At 49.2% G+C, this 14955-nt stretch carries 19 protein-coding genes; 5 read left to right on the forward strand and 14 right to left on the reverse strand.

All coding sequences use genetic code 11. The features are described from left to right. Nucleotides 1-4: 4 nt before the first annotated feature. Nucleotides 5-157: a hypothetical protein gene (locus tag ADA01nite_RS22125; protein WP_170230303.1), complete on the reverse strand. Its 153-nt coding sequence runs from the start codon at nt 155-157 to the stop codon at nt 5-7. 447 nt (nt 158-604) lie between these two features. Between ADA01nite_RS22125 and ADA01nite_RS22960 the strand changes: the two genes are divergently transcribed. Both ADA01nite_RS22960 and ADA01nite_RS14560 read left to right on the forward strand, forming a co-directional pair. Then, complete coding sequence (locus tag ADA01nite_RS22960) at nt 605-697, forward strand: helix-turn-helix domain-containing protein (RefSeq protein WP_307724492.1); 93 nt, start codon at nt 605-607, stop codon at nt 695-697. Beyond that, the gene (locus tag ADA01nite_RS14560) at nt 694-1005 is read left to right on the forward strand and encodes a hypothetical protein (protein WP_146811006.1); all 312 of its coding nucleotides are present in this window, start codon (nt 694-696) and stop codon (nt 1003-1005) included. Before ADA01nite_RS22960 ends, ADA01nite_RS14560 begins: the two co-directional genes overlap by 4 nt. Nucleotides 1006-1139: 134 nt before the next feature. Here ADA01nite_RS14560 and ADA01nite_RS14565 read toward each other — a convergent pair whose 3' ends face one another. The 6 genes from ADA01nite_RS14565 to ADA01nite_RS14590 all read right to left on the reverse strand — a co-directional run bounded on the left by ADA01nite_RS14565 (nt 1140) and on the right by ADA01nite_RS14590 (nt 6780). Next, a complete protein-coding gene (locus tag ADA01nite_RS14565) occupies nt 1140-1457 on the reverse strand; it encodes a DUF1292 domain-containing protein (RefSeq protein WP_146811007.1) in 318 nt (105 codons plus the stop codon). A gap of 2 nt (nt 1458-1459) precedes the next feature. Beyond that, the gene (locus ADA01nite_RS14570) at nt 1460-1747 is read right to left on the reverse strand and encodes a DUF1292 domain-containing protein (RefSeq protein ID WP_246147354.1); all 288 of its coding nucleotides are present in this window, start codon (nt 1745-1747) and stop codon (nt 1460-1462) included. 12 nt (nt 1748-1759) lie between these two features. Beyond that, nucleotides 1760-2170, reverse strand: a complete 411-nt coding sequence (gene ruvX, locus ADA01nite_RS14575; RefSeq protein ID WP_146811009.1) for a Holliday junction resolvase RuvX — start codon at nt 2168-2170, stop codon at nt 1760-1762. An 89-nt stretch (nt 2171-2259) separates the two neighbouring features. Further along, nucleotides 2260-2520: an IreB family regulatory phosphoprotein gene (locus ADA01nite_RS14580; RefSeq protein WP_146811010.1), complete on the reverse strand. Its 261-nt coding sequence runs from the start codon at nt 2518-2520 to the stop codon at nt 2260-2262. An 82-nt stretch (nt 2521-2602) separates the two neighbouring features. Beyond that, a complete protein-coding gene (gene alaS, locus ADA01nite_RS14585; protein WP_146811011.1) occupies nt 2603-5239 on the reverse strand; it encodes an alanine--tRNA ligase in 2637 nt (878 codons plus the stop codon). 455 nt (nt 5240-5694) lie between these two features. Further along, nucleotides 5695-6780 carry an AI-2E family transporter gene (locus ADA01nite_RS14590; protein WP_146811012.1) on the reverse strand — a complete coding sequence of 362 codons (1086 nt, stop codon included), beginning with the start codon at nt 6778-6780 and terminating at the stop codon, nt 5695-5697. A 140-nt stretch (nt 6781-6920) separates the two neighbouring features. Here ADA01nite_RS14590 and ADA01nite_RS14595 point away from each other — a divergent pair, with 140 nt between their 5' ends. The 3 genes from ADA01nite_RS14595 to ADA01nite_RS14605 all read left to right on the forward strand — a co-directional run bounded on the left by ADA01nite_RS14595 (nt 6921) and on the right by ADA01nite_RS14605 (nt 9953). Then, on the forward strand, nt 6921-7442 hold the full coding sequence (locus tag ADA01nite_RS14595; protein ID WP_146811013.1) for a gamma carbonic anhydrase family protein: 522 nt from the start codon (nt 6921-6923) through the stop codon (nt 7440-7442). A 159-nt stretch (nt 7443-7601) separates the two neighbouring features. After that, a complete protein-coding gene (locus ADA01nite_RS14600; RefSeq protein ID WP_146811014.1) occupies nt 7602-7967 on the forward strand; it encodes an STAS domain-containing protein in 366 nt (121 codons plus the stop codon). A gap of 12 nt (nt 7968-7979) precedes the next feature. Next, nucleotides 7980-9953 carry a methyl-accepting chemotaxis protein gene (locus tag ADA01nite_RS14605; protein ID WP_146811015.1) on the forward strand — a complete coding sequence of 658 codons (1974 nt, stop codon included), beginning with the start codon at nt 7980-7982 and terminating at the stop codon, nt 9951-9953. 84 nt (nt 9954-10037) lie between these two features. On the opposite strand, the gene ADA01nite_RS14610 is transcribed toward ADA01nite_RS14605, so the two are convergent. The 7 genes from ADA01nite_RS14610 to ADA01nite_RS14640 form a co-directional block, all read right to left on the reverse strand. Continuing rightward, nucleotides 10038-10244: a hypothetical protein gene (locus tag ADA01nite_RS14610; RefSeq protein WP_146811016.1), complete on the reverse strand. Its 207-nt coding sequence runs from the start codon at nt 10242-10244 to the stop codon at nt 10038-10040. Nucleotides 10245-10257: 13 nt separating this feature from the next. Continuing rightward, the gene (locus tag ADA01nite_RS14615; RefSeq protein WP_146811017.1) at nt 10258-10461 is read right to left on the reverse strand and encodes a YrzR-like zinc ribbon domain; all 204 of its coding nucleotides are present in this window, start codon (nt 10459-10461) and stop codon (nt 10258-10260) included. 33 nt (nt 10462-10494) lie between these two features. Further along, nucleotides 10495-10983 (reverse strand): PRC-barrel domain-containing protein, encoded by a 489-nt coding sequence (locus ADA01nite_RS14620; RefSeq protein ID WP_170230304.1) that lies wholly within the window; start codon nt 10981-10983, stop codon nt 10495-10497. Nucleotides 10984-11107: 124 nt separating this feature from the next. Next, the gene (locus tag ADA01nite_RS14625; protein WP_146811019.1) at nt 11108-12247 is read right to left on the reverse strand and encodes a cysteine desulfurase family protein; all 1140 of its coding nucleotides are present in this window, start codon (nt 12245-12247) and stop codon (nt 11108-11110) included. Between the two features lie 31 nt (nt 12248-12278). Continuing rightward, nucleotides 12279-12698, reverse strand: a complete 420-nt coding sequence (gene cymR, locus ADA01nite_RS14630) for a cysteine metabolism transcriptional regulator CymR (RefSeq protein ID WP_146811020.1) — start codon at nt 12696-12698, stop codon at nt 12279-12281. Between the two features lie 18 nt (nt 12699-12716). Then, nucleotides 12717-14048: an AAA family ATPase gene (locus tag ADA01nite_RS14635; protein WP_146811021.1), complete on the reverse strand. Its 1332-nt coding sequence runs from the start codon at nt 14046-14048 to the stop codon at nt 12717-12719. 113 nt (nt 14049-14161) lie between these two features. After that, a complete protein-coding gene (locus ADA01nite_RS14640) occupies nt 14162-14929 on the reverse strand; it encodes a tRNA threonylcarbamoyladenosine dehydratase (RefSeq protein WP_146811022.1) in 768 nt (255 codons plus the stop codon). Nucleotides 14930-14955 lie beyond the last annotated feature (26 nt).

Consider the following 14955-nt stretch of genomic DNA (forward strand, 5'->3'; position numbering starts at 1 on the left):
TACCTTACTCTCCTTTTCCTCTACCGGTTTCCAGCGCTACTTTATAATTTCTGGGAGCCAACTGCTTTTCCGCATAATGTTTCCCCCATTCACTTACAAAATCGGACAGGGTCATTTTTGATGGTTTAACATACGTGCCAGACTCAACCTCCGCCACGAATTTTTCCCGCGTTTCTCGACGCTTCCGGCCATAAACGCTTTCCCCTTCCTTGTATATGGTGTACGTGCACAACACCTCTCCTATAAGTTGCATTTTTATGTGATCTTGTGATACCTTTGGCTACTTGATTGTGATTCCCTCTAAAAAGCGAACGGAGCATCATAAGAAATGATACAACAAAAATAAAAACAATAAAACGAAGAATCATATAAGGAAAGAATACGAAACGAAAAATACAAAGTGAGAATGCAACCAAGTCATAGATTTATCTTTATAATGATAGATAAATAAGAGAAAATAGAGTGGTGATAAGATGATAAGTTACATGCCTTTCCAGTTGCTTTTAGTTAAGAAAGGTATTAAAAAGAAAGAGGTAGTTGAAAAAACCGGCATCCCTTGATTTACTATGGCCAGACTAAATAAAATCAGTTTGTATCACTTGAGGTGATCGACAAACTATGTGCAGCCTTAGATGTATACCCTGGCGATCTCTTGGAATACATACCGGATAGCAAAAGAGAGGAGGCTAAGGCATGAACGATAAACTTTTGCAACAAATATTGGAAGAACTACAAAAGATGAATCAGCGTATCGATACGCTGGAAGAAGGAATGAACAGCCGTTTCGATGAACTAAAGGACTCTCTTAGCCGTAAGCATGTTGAAAACATGAAAGCGGACGAATTAATTCTTCAATCACAAAAGGAAACACTCGCCCGCCTTGATGACATAGAACGCGGCATGTATCGCCTGGAGAAGATAGAGCTACGGCAGAACCGAACAACCGCGAAAGTGGACGAACTGGAAGCGGATGTGACTCTGCTGCGGGACAAACTACAGAATTAACATGCAGGATATCTTTTTAATTTGAACTCTTAGGTAAATTAAAACCTCAGTTATAACCCGGGTTGTTACTATAGCATGTCCACTGGATAAAGCAATGTAAAAGCCATCGAAAACATTTCGATGGCTCTTGTGATTCATACCATATGAACCTTTACGTTCGATTCATCCAGCCACGCGGAGAATGCATCTACCGCCTGGTCCCATTCATCTTCCGATTCTACAGGAGAAAGCGCAGGCACACCGTCCGTCAGCGAATACTTAAAAAGATACGGGTGAGGGTCAGCAAAACTGGTCGGAGTGAGCACCGCATACGTCTGTCCCGCCACATCCATCTCGGTCATGACGCTATACTGCTCCTCCCGCCCAAGCCGTGCATCATACCATTTCACCTGATTTCCCCATGAATCGCGCAGGTGGCGCACTTCCCCTCTGGATTCCGCTTGATAATCCAAAATTAATTTTCCTCTTTATCAAGTTCGCTCATCAACGTTTCGAATGTAGCTTCTACCTGCTCCCACTCCTGCTCGTCTTCAATCGGCTGCAGCGTATCTGTCCCCTCATAGCGCAGGAACTCTACTTCATACTCTTCCTGATCTTCTTGCTCGGCAGGCACCAGGCATAGGTACGTACGATCTTCAATTTCGAAAATGTACATAACAAGATATTCGTACTCTTGACCGGACTCTTCATCCGTAATCGTAATATATTCGCCGACTTCAATTCCGATATTATCCAAATCCATGTGCATAACCTCCTATTTTTGGGCATCCAGGTAATTTTGCAATATAATTACCGCTGCCATTTTATCAATGACTTGCTTTCTTTTCTTACGGCTCACATCGGCGGAAACCAACATTTTCTCGGCCGCCATTGTTGTTAAGCGCTCATCCCACATTTTAACGGGAAGACGCGAACGGTTTTGCACATATTCCGCAAATGCCTGGCACATCTCGCCCCGAGGTCCAATCGTACCATTCATGTTTTTAGGAAGCCCGACAATAATTTCCCCCACATCATATTGTTTTATGAGTTCTTCGATGCGAAGATAATCTTTTTTCTTGCCTTCCCTGCGGATGGTCTCTATTCCCTGTGCTGTCCATCCAAACTCATCGCTGATTGCGACGCCAATCGTCTTTTCACCGACATCGAGTCCCATTTTACGCATACATTCTCTCCTAATAATGTCCGCCCATAACACGCCTCTTTCCCCAATGGGAAGGAGGCGGCTGATGCGGTCAGGAATTCTTCGTTGTGCTATCGGTTCGAGCGAAGATATGAACGAACAAGCTCCTCGATTAATTCGTCGCGCTCCAATTTGCGAATAAGCGTGCGCGCATTGTTGTGGCGGGGAATGTAAGCCGGATCACCGGAAATCAAATAACCGACAATTTGGTTAATCGGGTTGTACCCTTTATCTTCGAGCGCACCGTACACCTGCAGCAGAACTTCACGGGCGTCCACTTCCACCTCGTCCTGCTTGAAATTGAACTTCATGGTATGATCCATGGAACTCACTGCCTAGCACCTCTTTCAAAGGATCTTCATTACTTTTTTATATTCGCCCCGAACTGTCGAATTCCCTCTTTTCGAACCTGCACTAAATTTGTTCACCTACCCAGCTTTTCACAAATGCAAGTGCTTCCGGCAACTGTGCCGGGTTCTTGCCGCCCGCCTGGGCCATGTCCGGACGGCCGCCGCCGCCGCCACCGCAGCGTACAGCTACCTCTTTTACCGCTTTACCCGCATGAAATCCCTGTTTAACCAGATCAGCGGTTACGCCGGCTACGATATTTACTTTATCGTCTTTTACCGAACCCAATACAACAATGCCGGATCCGAGTTTGTTCTTCAGATCATCTACCATGTTGCGCAGATTATCCATGTCGACGCCGTTTACTTTCGCAGCGAGCACCTTTACGCCTTTTACTTCTTCTACCTGATCGGTGAGCGAAGAAGCTTCCAGGTGGCTTAACTTGGCGCGCAGCGACTCATTCTCGCGCTCCAGCGCCTTCATCTCGCCTTTTACCGCTTCGATGCGCTGCGGTACGCTGGAAATGTTTGTTTTAAGCTCTTCCGCTACTTTTTTAAGCGTCTGCAGTTGTTTATTCAGATACTCGTATGCCATGCGTCCGGTTACGGCTTCGATACGGCGTGTACCGGCGCCGATGCCCGCTTCGCTGAGAATCTTGAACAGGCCGATTTCTGCCGTGTTGCTTACGTGGCAGCCGCCGCACAGCTCCAGGCTGTAATCGCCTACCTGCACGACGCGTACTTCATCGCCGTACTTCTCGCCGAACAGCGCCATCGCACCCATCGCTTTTGCTTCTGTGAGTGATTTATGCATAATGTTAACGTCAATATTACGCCAAATCTGCTCGTTCACCTTTGTTTCAATTTGTTCCAGCTCGTCCGCCGTCACCGCTCCAAAGTGCGAGAAGTCAAAGCGAAGGCGGTCGGGAGCAACCAGCGATCCGGCCTGATTCACGTGTGTCCCCAGCACATCTTTCAGCGCTTGGTGCAGCAGGTGGGTGGCGGTATGGTTCTTAATCGTATCGGCGCGGGATGCCCGCTCTACTATAGCCTCTACCGTATCGCCTACTTTTAACGTGCCGCTCTCTACCAGAACGGTATGCACATGCTGACCGTTCGGCCCTTTCTGCGTATCCTGCACCCTCGCCTGCATTTTACCGGCGCTCAGCAGGCCTTTGTCCGCAACCTGTCCGCCGGATTCCGCATAGAACGGTGTACGGTCAAGAATAACCTGACATTCTGTGCCGGCACCTACCATGTCTACAGACTCATTATCATGCACAATCGCTGCGACTTTCGCGCTGGTTACAAGCTCGTCATAACCTACGAATTCGCTTTTTACCTTGATATCGCCAAGCACGCCGCCCTGCACCTGCATGCTGTCTTCATCCTGACGGGCCGCACGGGCACGGGCACGCTGCTCTTCCATCGCAATATCAAAGCCTTCACGGTCTACGGTCAATCCTTGCTCGGCCGCAAAATCTTCGGTCAAATCAAACGGGAAACCGTACGTATCATACAGTTTGAATGCTTCCGGTCCGCTGATTTTCGTTTGTCCGGCTTTTTTCGCCGCTTCGACCATCTGCTCGAGGATATGCAGACCTTCATTCAGCGTTTCATGGAATCGTTCTTCCTCGTTTTTAATCACACGTTCGATAAATTCACGCTTCTCCAGTACTTCCGGATAGTAAGCTTTCATAATTTCGCCAACCACCGATGTTAATGTGTAAAGGAAGGACTTATCGATGCCGAGCACTTTACCGTAGCGAACCGCACGGCGCAGCAGACGGCGAATGACATACCCGCGTCCTTCATTGGACGGCAGTGCACCGTCACCAATCGCAAAAACAACGGTACGGGAGTGGTCAGCAATCACTTTCAGTGCCACGTCTTTTTCCGGCGATTCGCCGTATTTTACACCCGCGATATTGCAGGTCGCTTCAATAATCGGGAACAGTAGATCGGTCTCAAAGTTATTATCTACTTCCTGCAGAATAGACGCCATGCGCTCGAGTCCCATCCCTGTATCGATGTTCTTCTTCGGCAGCGGCGTGTAAGAGCCGTCCGGATTGTGGTTGTACTGCGAGAATACAAGGTTCCATATTTCAAGGTAACGTTCATTCTCACCACCCGGATATAGCTCTGGATCGCTTGGGTCGTTGCCGAATCTCTCCCCGCGGTCGTAGAAAATCTCACTGTTCGGTCCGCACGGGCCTTCTCCGATATCCCAGAAGTTTCCTTCCAGGCGTACGATACGCTCGTCCGGGATGCCCACTTTCTTGTTCCAGATTTCGTATGCTTCGTCATCTTCCGGGTGGATGGTTACAGACAGCTTCTCCGGATCAAAGCCGATCCATTCCGGGCTGGTCAGGAATTCCCATGCCCACAAAATTGCTTCTTCTTTAAAGTAATCTCCGATAGAAAAATTACCCAGCATTTCGAAAAACGTATGGTGACGTGCGGTTTTTCCCACGTTCTCGATGTCATTGGTGCGGATCGATTTCTGTGAGTTGGTGATACGCGGGTTCTCCGGAATCACGCGTCCGTCAAAGTACTTCTTCAGCGTGGCAACCCCGCTGTTAATCCAGAGCAGCGAAGCGTCGTCAATCGGAATCAGCGGTGCGCTCGGCTCAATTTTATGACCTTTGCTGACGAAGAAATCCAGGTATTTCTGACGAATTTCAGCGGCTGACATGTGTTTCATTGTGAATGTATCCCTCCATAGTTACGGTATAGATATACAAAAGGCAAGAAGTAAGAAAGGAAGATACAAATGTAGACAAAGACGAATGTCTTTTTCTTTCGACTACACCCTCTTACCCCTTTTATTCTCTAAAACTAAAAAAGCTCTCAATCCCAGAATTTCTCCAGGGACGAGAGCTTGTCTTCTCACGCGGTACCACCCTGCTTACCCGCATATCAGACCAGACGTACGGGTCGCCTTGTTTTTGAGGATAACGGACAGCATGTGCCCGGCAGGGTTTATAAAGTCCTGCTCTCAGGAGTAGCGTTCGACGACTCTTCTCGTGAAGATCCTCTCAACCTCGGAATCTTCTCTCTGTACGAGGGCTGCCGCCTACTTATTCCTTCAACGAGTTCATGGTAATGAAGTTGTTTGCAGCACTACTTATTATACAGATTTACCATCTTTACTGTCAATTACTCCTCACTTTGCCATTCCGGTTTCCGTACTATATGGATGATGATATGCTGCACGACCACCTTCAGGCTGGCCACAATCGGAACTGCGAGAATCAATCCCGCAATACCGGCAATCTCCCCTCCGATCATGACCGATAAGATGATCAGCAGAGGGTGCATATGCAACGATTTGCCGACAATCAGCGGTGATACGATATTGCCTTCAATAACCTGAATGATGGCATTGATAATCAGCGCATACAGCGCCATCTTCCATGATACGGTCAGCGCGAACAGAATAGCAGGCGCAGCGCCGAATACAGGGCCAATATAGGGAATGATGTTGGTAATCGCGACGAAGAAAGCGAATACAATCGCGTACGGCAGGCCGATAAAGAAATACCCGGCATACGCCAGCGCTCCGACTATGCCGCAGACAATAAGCTGGCCGCGGACATAATGACCAAGCGCCGTATCAATATCATGCAGCATGCGGCGCACGGTCGGACGGTGTTTGCCCGGCACAAGCAGGAGCGCCCCCTTCTGCATCGGTTTCATATCTTTCAGCATGTAAAATACGATAAACGGAATGAGCAGGACAAGTAGAATTTTTTCTACCCAACCATCCATGCCGGTAAATAGGCCGTTCACGTAGTTCGTCATTGCCAGCTCCATCTGCTGGATACTGGTCGTAAGTCCGCCGTGCAGCGAAAACGGCGTCCTTGCCTGCTGAATGCGCATCCGACCAATCCAATCGCGGTATGTGCCGGCAAGCTCAGGAAATTTTGCTGAAAGCTCCTTGTACTCCCGCACCAGTATCGGTCCGGCATTCATAACGAGGAAAATAAGAAATAAAAAGAACAGCGTATAAATAAGGAAAACCGCCAGACCGCGCGGAAAATGGCGGTCAGTCAAAAATTTTACGACCGGATTCAGCAGGTACGCGAAAATGAGAGCAAAGAAGAACGGTGTCAGTACCTTCTTTACGATTTCGATAAATCCGACAAAAAAAACACTCACCTTTCCAAGCAAAAAAACAATTAATAAAACCATCAGCAGTACGGCTAGGAAATATAGCCAATTTGTTCTTGTGATTTTTTCCATTGTGTTCACATCCGCCCATGTGTAACATTTCTGTTTATAGTATGTACCAAAAAAAAAACAACATGGATGGTACTGTCTCCCATCTATAGGGAGGATTTCCCTTCTTTAAAGTCGAAATTGTTTAATAAAGGAGGGAAAGTATGAATGTAATTGAATATAATGGAAAGCGTCCAGTGATTGCAGACGGAGTTTTTATTGCACCTACCGCCGTCATCATCGGCGACGTAACGATTGAAGAGGGCAGCAGCATTTGGTTTGGCGCCGTGCTGCGCGGCGATTTCGGTTCGATTCACGTCGGCAAGCATACCAGCATTCAAGATAACTGCGTGGTGCATGTGACCAATGAAGGAACATACATCGGCGATCATAATACCATTGGCCACGGGGCGATTATTCATAGCTGCCGCATCGGCAATCGGAACGTCATCGGCATGAATGCGGTCATTCTCGACGGAGCGGTTATAGAGGACGAATGTATGGTGGCTGCAGGCAGCGTTGTTTCTAATAATATGGTAATTCCGGGCCGTCACCTGGCTGCTGGAGTCCCGGCCAAGGTAAAGAAAGAGTTGGAAGGCCAATCTTTGTGGTGGGTACAGGAGAGCTCCAAGGAGTACAGCAAACTCCTGGAAAGTTATGAAGAGATTTATTTGTATAAGAAATAACAAAAAAGTAGGTGAAGGAAACAAAAATTCCTTCGCCTATTTTTTATATATTCTTTCTTTTTTAACCGAAATTTTATAATCCATTAATATTTATCTAAAACTCACCCTGTATGATAAATGCATACTAGTACGAAAGTTCCTAAAAAAGGGGAATGAAAGATGTTCATGATAAATGAGCAAGGCTATAGAATCATAACACTCGAGGGTGAAATTCACTACGCGAATTCACGACAAATCTCTAAAGATTTGCTCGCCTGTATCACTGAAGAACAGGATCGGTACATTCTCGACGTCTCCCGCCTGACAAGCGTAGACAGCACAGGCCTGGCCGTTCTCTTCTCTTTCTGCAAAAAATGTCATCTGGAAGGAAAAGAAAGCAAACTGGTCGCAGGCAATACATCCTGGTACAAACTGCTTCACTTCTCGAAGCTGGACCGGGTTTTATCTATCTATCCGGATGTGTCTGCCGCTCTCTCTGCAAGCAATTCAGAACAGGGCACCGGTTTCTCTATCCTTGAATATTAAGGCGGAAACAATATGAAAAAGCGCATGACGCTCCAGAAGCGATTAATGTTATTACTTACCGTAGTGATTGTCGGTGCATTTGCGACACTATACTTCTTCGTGGATCGCAGCGTCACACAATCTCTGCGTGAAGCCGCACTGCGCGGCATGGATCAGGCGTCTGCTGAGGCTGCCATTCTCGTGGACAAGGACCTTTCGGACAAGCAACGCTCATTGTTCCAATTGGCGCAGTTTCCGGTTATCAAGGCCATTGACTCACGTCCCGATCGCGCCTTTGAGGCCGGACGCTTTCTTACGTCGATTACACGCAACCAGCCAGAGTATGAAGCCCTGTATATCGTTCTTCCTGAAGGACGCATTATCGCCGGATCGAACGGTTACCTGATCGGTCAAACATTTCCTGAGCAGACGGTACTGGATGCGGTACGAAATGCCGGGAAAGGCACGGTTAGCGATGTGCTGCAGGGGGAAGACGGACAGCCTTTGTTTTATTTGGCCGAGCCGATTAACGACGGACGAAGTTTCCTGATTGCCGCAATGAAACTCGATGCCATCGGTGCACACATCGCCCAGGTCAAAATGGGGGAAACCGGTTATGCCTATCTGGTTGATAAAAACGGATTGATTTTAGCCCATCCTGTAAAAAAATACGTAGCAAAGCTGAACATTGCTAAAGAAAGCTTCGGTCCTTCGATGCTTCAGGCTAAAAAGGGACAGGCCGAATACATATTTGAAGGAAAACAAAAATTAACGTCCTTCCATCCGGTCCAGCAAACCGGCTGGATCGTAGCTATTACAATAGATAGCAAAGAAGCGTACGCGGCCATCTGGCAGACCCGTTACGTTATTCTGGGAGTTTCACTCGTTTCTTTCTTGATTCTTATTACCATTCTTTCCGTGCTGATGAAACGAACGCTGGTACGGCCGATTCACCATGTACAGAAGAGTTTTCACATTGCAGCACAGGGCGACTTAACTGTACAGGCCACTGTAGAACGGGAAGACGAGCTAGGACAATTGGCGCTCGGCTTTAACCGGATGACCGGCGACCTGCGCAGTCTGGTGGCTACCATGCAGCACTCGGCAGAAGAAGTATCTTCCACTTCCGAACAGTTAGCTGCTACGTCCGAAGAAGCAGGAGCATCTGCCTCACAGATAGCTCATACGGTACGGCAGATTGCGGAAAACATCGGCGAGCAAGCGGAAGCCATCTCACTGGTTCACAGGGAAATGAACGAAACGCACGAGAAAGTCAACACGACCACCCTTGCTGCTTCACAGGCGCTGAATGTTGCCGAAGAGACACGACAGGCGGCCAAAGAAGGCATGGAGGCGGTCGCAGAGGCGATTCATCATCTGGATACAGTCTCACAGACCGTCATCTTCGCAACGGAAACCATTCAGAAATTGGGGAAACGTTCGGAGGAAATCGGCAACATTGTTCATGTTATCTCGGCCATCTCTGATCAGACCAATCTGCTGGCTCTCAACGCCGCAATCGAAGCGGCCAGAGCCGGACATCACGGCAGAGGTTTCGCAGTCGTGGCCGAAGAAGTGCGTAAATTGGCAGAAGAGGCTTCAAGAGCCTCGCACGAAATCGTAGATCTGGTGACACACGTGCAGAATGAGACGTCTGTAACCGTACGCTCAATGGAGATGAATGTCGAGCAGGTACAGCGGCAGATTGCGATGATTCATCAGGGCGGAAGCGCACTCGAAAATATTGTGAAGAAAACGGAACAGACGAAAAAAGAAATGGAAAAAATTGATCAAATGCAGGAAGAAATCCAGCACCTGGTTGAAAATCTCCACGAGCGCATTCGATTCATCGCTACCGTTAGCCGGGAAACGTCTGACGGCTTACGCGAAGTCTCGGCTTCCGTTCAAGAACAGAGTCAGGCGGCCGAAGAAATGTCTCTCAGTATTGAAACACTGTCACAGCTTGCCACCAAAACCCATCAGGAAACGCTGAAGTTCAAAATATAGGGAAGTAAAACGAGAAATGCAAAAAAAGCAGCTGTCGGTTTCCCGACGGCTGCCCGAGGTTTCTCGTTTTGTTTTCTGCCGGGTCTACCGCGCCATTCTGCGCAGCACCCGTCTGCCGAAACCGGCCATATAACGCGGGGGAATGTTCAGCATACCGGTAATGCGAATATTGCGCAATATGCGTTTTCCCAGGCGAACGGCCCGTTCCGTGCGGCTCTGCCTGGGCCGCACCATCCGGACGAGCCCGAGCGCGGCAATGATAACCGCTCCCATCCAAAAAGAAAGCTTCACCGCATCCATCTCCTTACATGTTGGTTTCGAAAGGCGGTGGGCAATCGTCAAAAAACAAATCGTTCAGCGAATGTAAAGTTCCGTCCTCTTCCACCTGAAAGACAGACGACACTTTGTTCCCTGAAGCCGTGAACTCAATACAGCAGTTCCAGCAATAGTACTGGTTTGTACCGATTTTGCCGATGTCTTTCGACTGGCAGTTCGGGCAATTCATCATTATTTTTTCCTCCCTGTACGTGACAGGGCCATTCTACTCCGGTGTGGAGACAATGACCGCGTCCTCACCCATTTTTAAACATTCCGTGCTGCGAATAACGGCGCGACCGTCGATAATATCCGACAGAATTCCGTTAGACAACTCATACCCTACTATCTTGCCCGATTCCACATGAAAGTAAACATCTTCCACAAACCCCAGATGCTCACCTTCCTTTGTAACGAACGCTTTGCCCTGTACAGGAGTAGAACCGGTCTGGATGCCCGTCCAGCCGGAAGGAAAAGACGAAGAGGAAAACGATACAATTGCCCGCTGCCCGGCTATCGTTACACAATCCGTACCTATTGCGCAAACCGCTTCCACCGGGATATACTTTCCCTGCTTAAGGAAGCTTGTCTCCCTCAGCAGAATCCCGGTTAATTGTCTCTGTTCATTGAACAGAAGATCATGGACATAGCCCACCTCTCTGCCCCGCTTAAGTTCAATGATGGGAAGTCCAATGACGTCACGTACCCGCCGCAAGACGATCATCTCCTTCCATATCCTTTAGTATAGGGCAAACAGATAAGGCTATGCTGTCTAAAGGATGCCAGGTCTTCCTTTCCTTACTTCCGCATCTCCTGCCTCTCCCCATTTTTTGCTAAGCTTACCCGTCTTTCCTTGAAAGAATACGGGCGATACGTCCGGCCGCTTCCCGCACCTGTTCCACAGTATTTCCGTATCCGAAGCTAAAACGAATGGCGGACTCAAGTCTTTCTGGCGGAAGATGCATGGCGCGCAGCACATGTGAAATCTCAAGGGAACCCGAGGTGCAGGCCGACCCGCTCGCGGCGGCAATGCCTGCCAAATCGAGGTGCATCAGCATGGCGTCCGTTTTCATACCGGGAAAGCTGACATTTAGAATATGCGGCATATAAAGTTCGGGATGACCGTTGACGACATAGTCAATCCCCTGCTCTTTCCACGTATCAAGCATTACAGTGCGCAGCTTCTCATACTGGGCACGGCGCTCTTCCCGCGTCTCTTCTGCCAGCTCGGCCGCACGGGCGAATCCGGCAATGCCGGGCACATTCTCTGTGCCGGCGCGGCGCTTCTTCTCTTGATTGCCCCCATACAGATGCGGCTCAATTTTAATGCCGCGCCGAACATATAACGCACCGATGCCTTTCGGTCCGTTGATTTTGTGCGCCGAAACTGATAGCAGATCGATGTGCAGTCGTTTTACATCCACATCCTCAATGCCGAATGCCTGCACGGCATCTGTATGAAAATAAATCCCGCGATCCTGCGCTATTTTTCCAATCTTGCCGACATGCTGCAGCGTTCCAACCTCGTTGTTGCCAAACATGATGCTGATAAGCACCGTATCGGGGCGGATCGCCTGTTCAACATCTTCTATAGAGACACGCCCCGTTTCGTCTACAGGCAAATACGTTACCTCGTATCCAATCGCTTCCAAACGTTTGCACGTATGCAGTACTGCATGGTGTTCAATCTGGCTGGTAATCAAATGCTTGCCTCTATCACGGTTTGCTTCCATAACCCCAAGCAGCGCCATATTGTCGGCCTCAGTGCCGCCGCTTGTAAAAATAACCTCGCCCGGTGCAGCGCCCAGACAGCGGGCGATAACCGACCGCGCTTCATCCACTATATGCCGCGTCCGCTGGCCGAAGCGGTGCATACTCGATGGGTTGCCGTGCAGTTCCCGGTAGTACGGTAGCATCGCTTCGAGCACTTCCGGATGGACCGGGGTAGTAGCCGCGTGATCCAGGTAAATTTCCTGCATGTTCTTCTGCTCCTTACCGCTGTTGAAATATTTAGATATAAAACATGTACGAGTCTGCTTGTCCTTCGTCTTTATACGTAATCAAGTCCTGTAATGTAGTGGAATCAAGCACTTCGCTAATGCTGTCACGAATGCGCATCCACAAATCGCGTTTTGCCGGATCTTCCTCTTCCTCGAATTCTACCGGGCTAATCGGCCCTTCCAGCACGCGGATCACATCGCCTGCGGTGATTTCTTCGGGTGTGCGGGCCAGGATATACCCGCCGTAGGCACCGCGAATACTCTTAACCAGACCGGCATTGCGCAGCGGGGCCACCAACTGTTCAAGGTAATGCTCCGACAGGTCATGCTTTTGTGCGATAGCCTTTAGCGACATTTGTCCTTCGCCGTACCGTCTGGCCAGCTCCATCATAATCGTCAAGCCGTAACGGCCTTTGGTTGATATCTTCAAACAAATCCCCTCATCTTTCTATTTGTCTTTTCGTACTGTTCGCAAATAATCTTTTATGTGACGTTCATAGCCGATCTCTTTTGGTCGGTAGAACGTCTCGGTGACACCTTCAGGCAAATACTGCTGTTCAACATACGAATGCGGATAATCGTGCGGGTATAGATACCCTTCTCCGTGTCCAAGTTTCTCGGCGCCTTTGTAATGCATATCCCGCAAATGCAGTGGAACAGCACCGTGTCCATGCTGCCGCACGTATTTCAACGCCTGGTTGATGCCCACGTAAGCGGCGTTGCTTTTTGGAGCGGATGCCAGGTACGTGGTGGCATGCGCTAGTGGAATACGGCCTTCGGGCATTCCCACCAGCTCAAGTGCCTGGAAAGCGGAAACTGCAACCTGCAGCGCGCGCGGATCGCCGTTTCCGATATCTTCTGATGCCGCAATAATAAGACGCCTTGCGATAAAACGCGGGTCTTCACCAGCGTCAATCATACGTGCCAGCCAGTACAGCGCCGCATCCGGATCTGAACCGCGAATCGACTTAATATAGGCAGAAATTGTGTCATAATGATTATCCCCGGTTTTGTCATATCGTACTGCACGCCGTTGAATGGAATCAACTGCCACATCCAGCGTAATATGTACTTGTCCGCTCTTATCTCGCGGCGTGGTGGCTACAGCCAATTCCAGCGCATTCAACAGACGCCGGCTGTCCCCTTCCGCATAGCGGATCAAATGGCTGCGCGCTTCTTCGTCAATAACCACCGGCAGCTCTCCGTAGCCAAGCTCTTTGTCTTCAAGCGCCCTGTCGATGACCCGATTCAACTCTTCATCCGTAAGAGAATGCAGTTGAAACAATTGGGAGCGGGACAGCAATGCCGCATTGACCTCAAAGAACGGATTTTCCGTCGTAGCTCCGATTAGCCGAATGGTTCCGTCTTCCACATACGGTAACAGTGCATCCTGTTGAGATTTGTTGAAGCGGTGAATCTCATCGACAAACAGCGTCGTTCCCTGTTCATACATCTCACGGCGCTGCCTGGCTTCTTCCACAACGCGGCGGATGTCAGCCACTCCCGCCGTTACCGCATTTATGTCGGTAAAATGCGTTTTGGTTGTACGGGCGATAATACGGGCCAGCGTCGTCTTCCCGGTACCCGGTGGTCCATGAAAAATAAGAGAAGAAATCCGGTCAGCTTCAATTGCGCGGCGCAGTAGCTTCCCCTGGCCAAGAATGTGCGTCTGGCCGACAAATTCGTCCAGCGTGCGCGGCCGCATTCGGTCTGCAAGCGGCTGGTGTCTGCTTTGTCCACGCTCCTTCTCTTCCTCATGGGCGTAGGAGAACAAATCCATATGCCGTACCCCTCCTCATTCCCGTGTACGTTCCTAAATCCTATTAATTATAGTAAAAAAATAAATATACGTAAAGGATGCCACCTGACAAGCGGCATCCTCTCCATCTATTTCTAATCGTCCCTTAATACTTCGATACCCGCTTTTTCCAGGAGATCGCGCACAATCACGCTTGTCATAATCAAGCCGGCGACCGAAGGAACAAACGCCACACTGGCCGGCGGGCGCGTCGCTTTGCGAATCGGAGAATCGGGATTTTGCACAACTTCCTGTAGCACCTCTTCGCGGGCAAGAATCGGTGTCTCTGTAGAATAGACGACCTTGACTCCCTTCTTGATGCCTTTCTTTCGCAATTCGCGGCGCAGCACCTTGGCAATCGGATCATACGATGTCTCAAACAAATCCGCTACCTGGAAGCGTGTCGGGTCGAGCTTGTTGGCCGCGCCCATGCTACTGATAAGCGGAATGCCACGTTCGCGGCACTGCAGGATGAGGTGCAGTTTGGCAGATATCGTATCCATTGCATCCGCTACATAATCAAGTTCGTGTTCGAAGAGCTGCTCATACGTTTCTTCGTTATAAAACATCTTCAACGTTACAACTTCGCATTCCGGGTTGATCGTCGCAATGCGCTGCTTCATGATTTCAACCTTCTGCTGTCCGACCGTTTCTAGCGTCGCCGGAAGCTGACGGTTACAGTTTGTAATATCTACATCGTCTTTGTCGATAAGCACAAGTTTGCCGATGCCGGTCCGGGCAAGCGATTCAACGGTGAACGATCCTACGCCACCGACGCCGAGTACGGCAACCGTGCTGTTTTTGAACATTTCAATACCCTCGCGGCCGACCGCAAGTTCTGTGCGTGAGAATTGGTGCAGCATAACAATCTCCTTTTTCTGTGAAAATC

The organism is Aneurinibacillus danicus, from assembly GCF_007991215.1.
GTDB classification, from domain to species: domain Bacteria; phylum Bacillota; class Bacilli; order Aneurinibacillales; family Aneurinibacillaceae; genus Aneurinibacillus; species Aneurinibacillus danicus.

Coding starts and splice junctions, on each gene's coding strand:
- ADA01nite_RS14615 (WP_146811017.1), bottom strand. CDS start 10,461: ATGATGAATTGCCCGAACTGCCAGTCGAAAGACATCGGCAAAATCGGT.
- ADA01nite_RS14560 (WP_146811006.1), top strand. CDS start 694: ATGAACGATAAACTTTTGCAACAAATATTGGAAGAACTACAAAAGATG.
- ADA01nite_RS14590 (WP_146811012.1), bottom strand. CDS start 6,780: ATGGAAAAAATCACAAGAACAAATTGGCTATATTTCCTAGCCGTACTG.
- ruvX (WP_146811009.1), bottom strand. CDS start 2,170: ATGCGTAAAATGGGACTCGATGTCGGTGAAAAGACGATTGGCGTCGCA.
- ADA01nite_RS14635 (WP_146811021.1), bottom strand. CDS start 14,048: ATGGATTTGTTCTCCTACGCCCATGAGGAAGAGAAGGAGCGTGGACAA.
- ADA01nite_RS14640 (WP_146811022.1), bottom strand. CDS start 14,929: ATGCTGCACCAATTCTCACGCACAGAACTTGCGGTCGGCCGCGAGGGT.
- ADA01nite_RS14595 (WP_146811013.1), top strand. CDS start 6,921: ATGAATGTAATTGAATATAATGGAAAGCGTCCAGTGATTGCAGACGGA.
- ADA01nite_RS14570 (WP_246147354.1), bottom strand. CDS start 1,747: ATGGATTTGGATAATATCGGAATTGAAGTCGGCGAATATATTACGATT.
- alaS (WP_146811011.1), bottom strand. CDS start 5,239: ATGAAACACATGTCAGCCGCTGAAATTCGTCAGAAATACCTGGATTTC.
- ADA01nite_RS14625 (WP_146811019.1), bottom strand. CDS start 12,247: ATGCAGGAAATTTACCTGGATCACGCGGCTACTACCCCGGTCCATCCG.
- ADA01nite_RS14600 (WP_146811014.1), top strand. CDS start 7,602: ATGTTCATGATAAATGAGCAAGGCTATAGAATCATAACACTCGAGGGT.
- ADA01nite_RS14605 (WP_146811015.1), top strand. CDS start 7,980: ATGAAAAAGCGCATGACGCTCCAGAAGCGATTAATGTTATTACTTACC.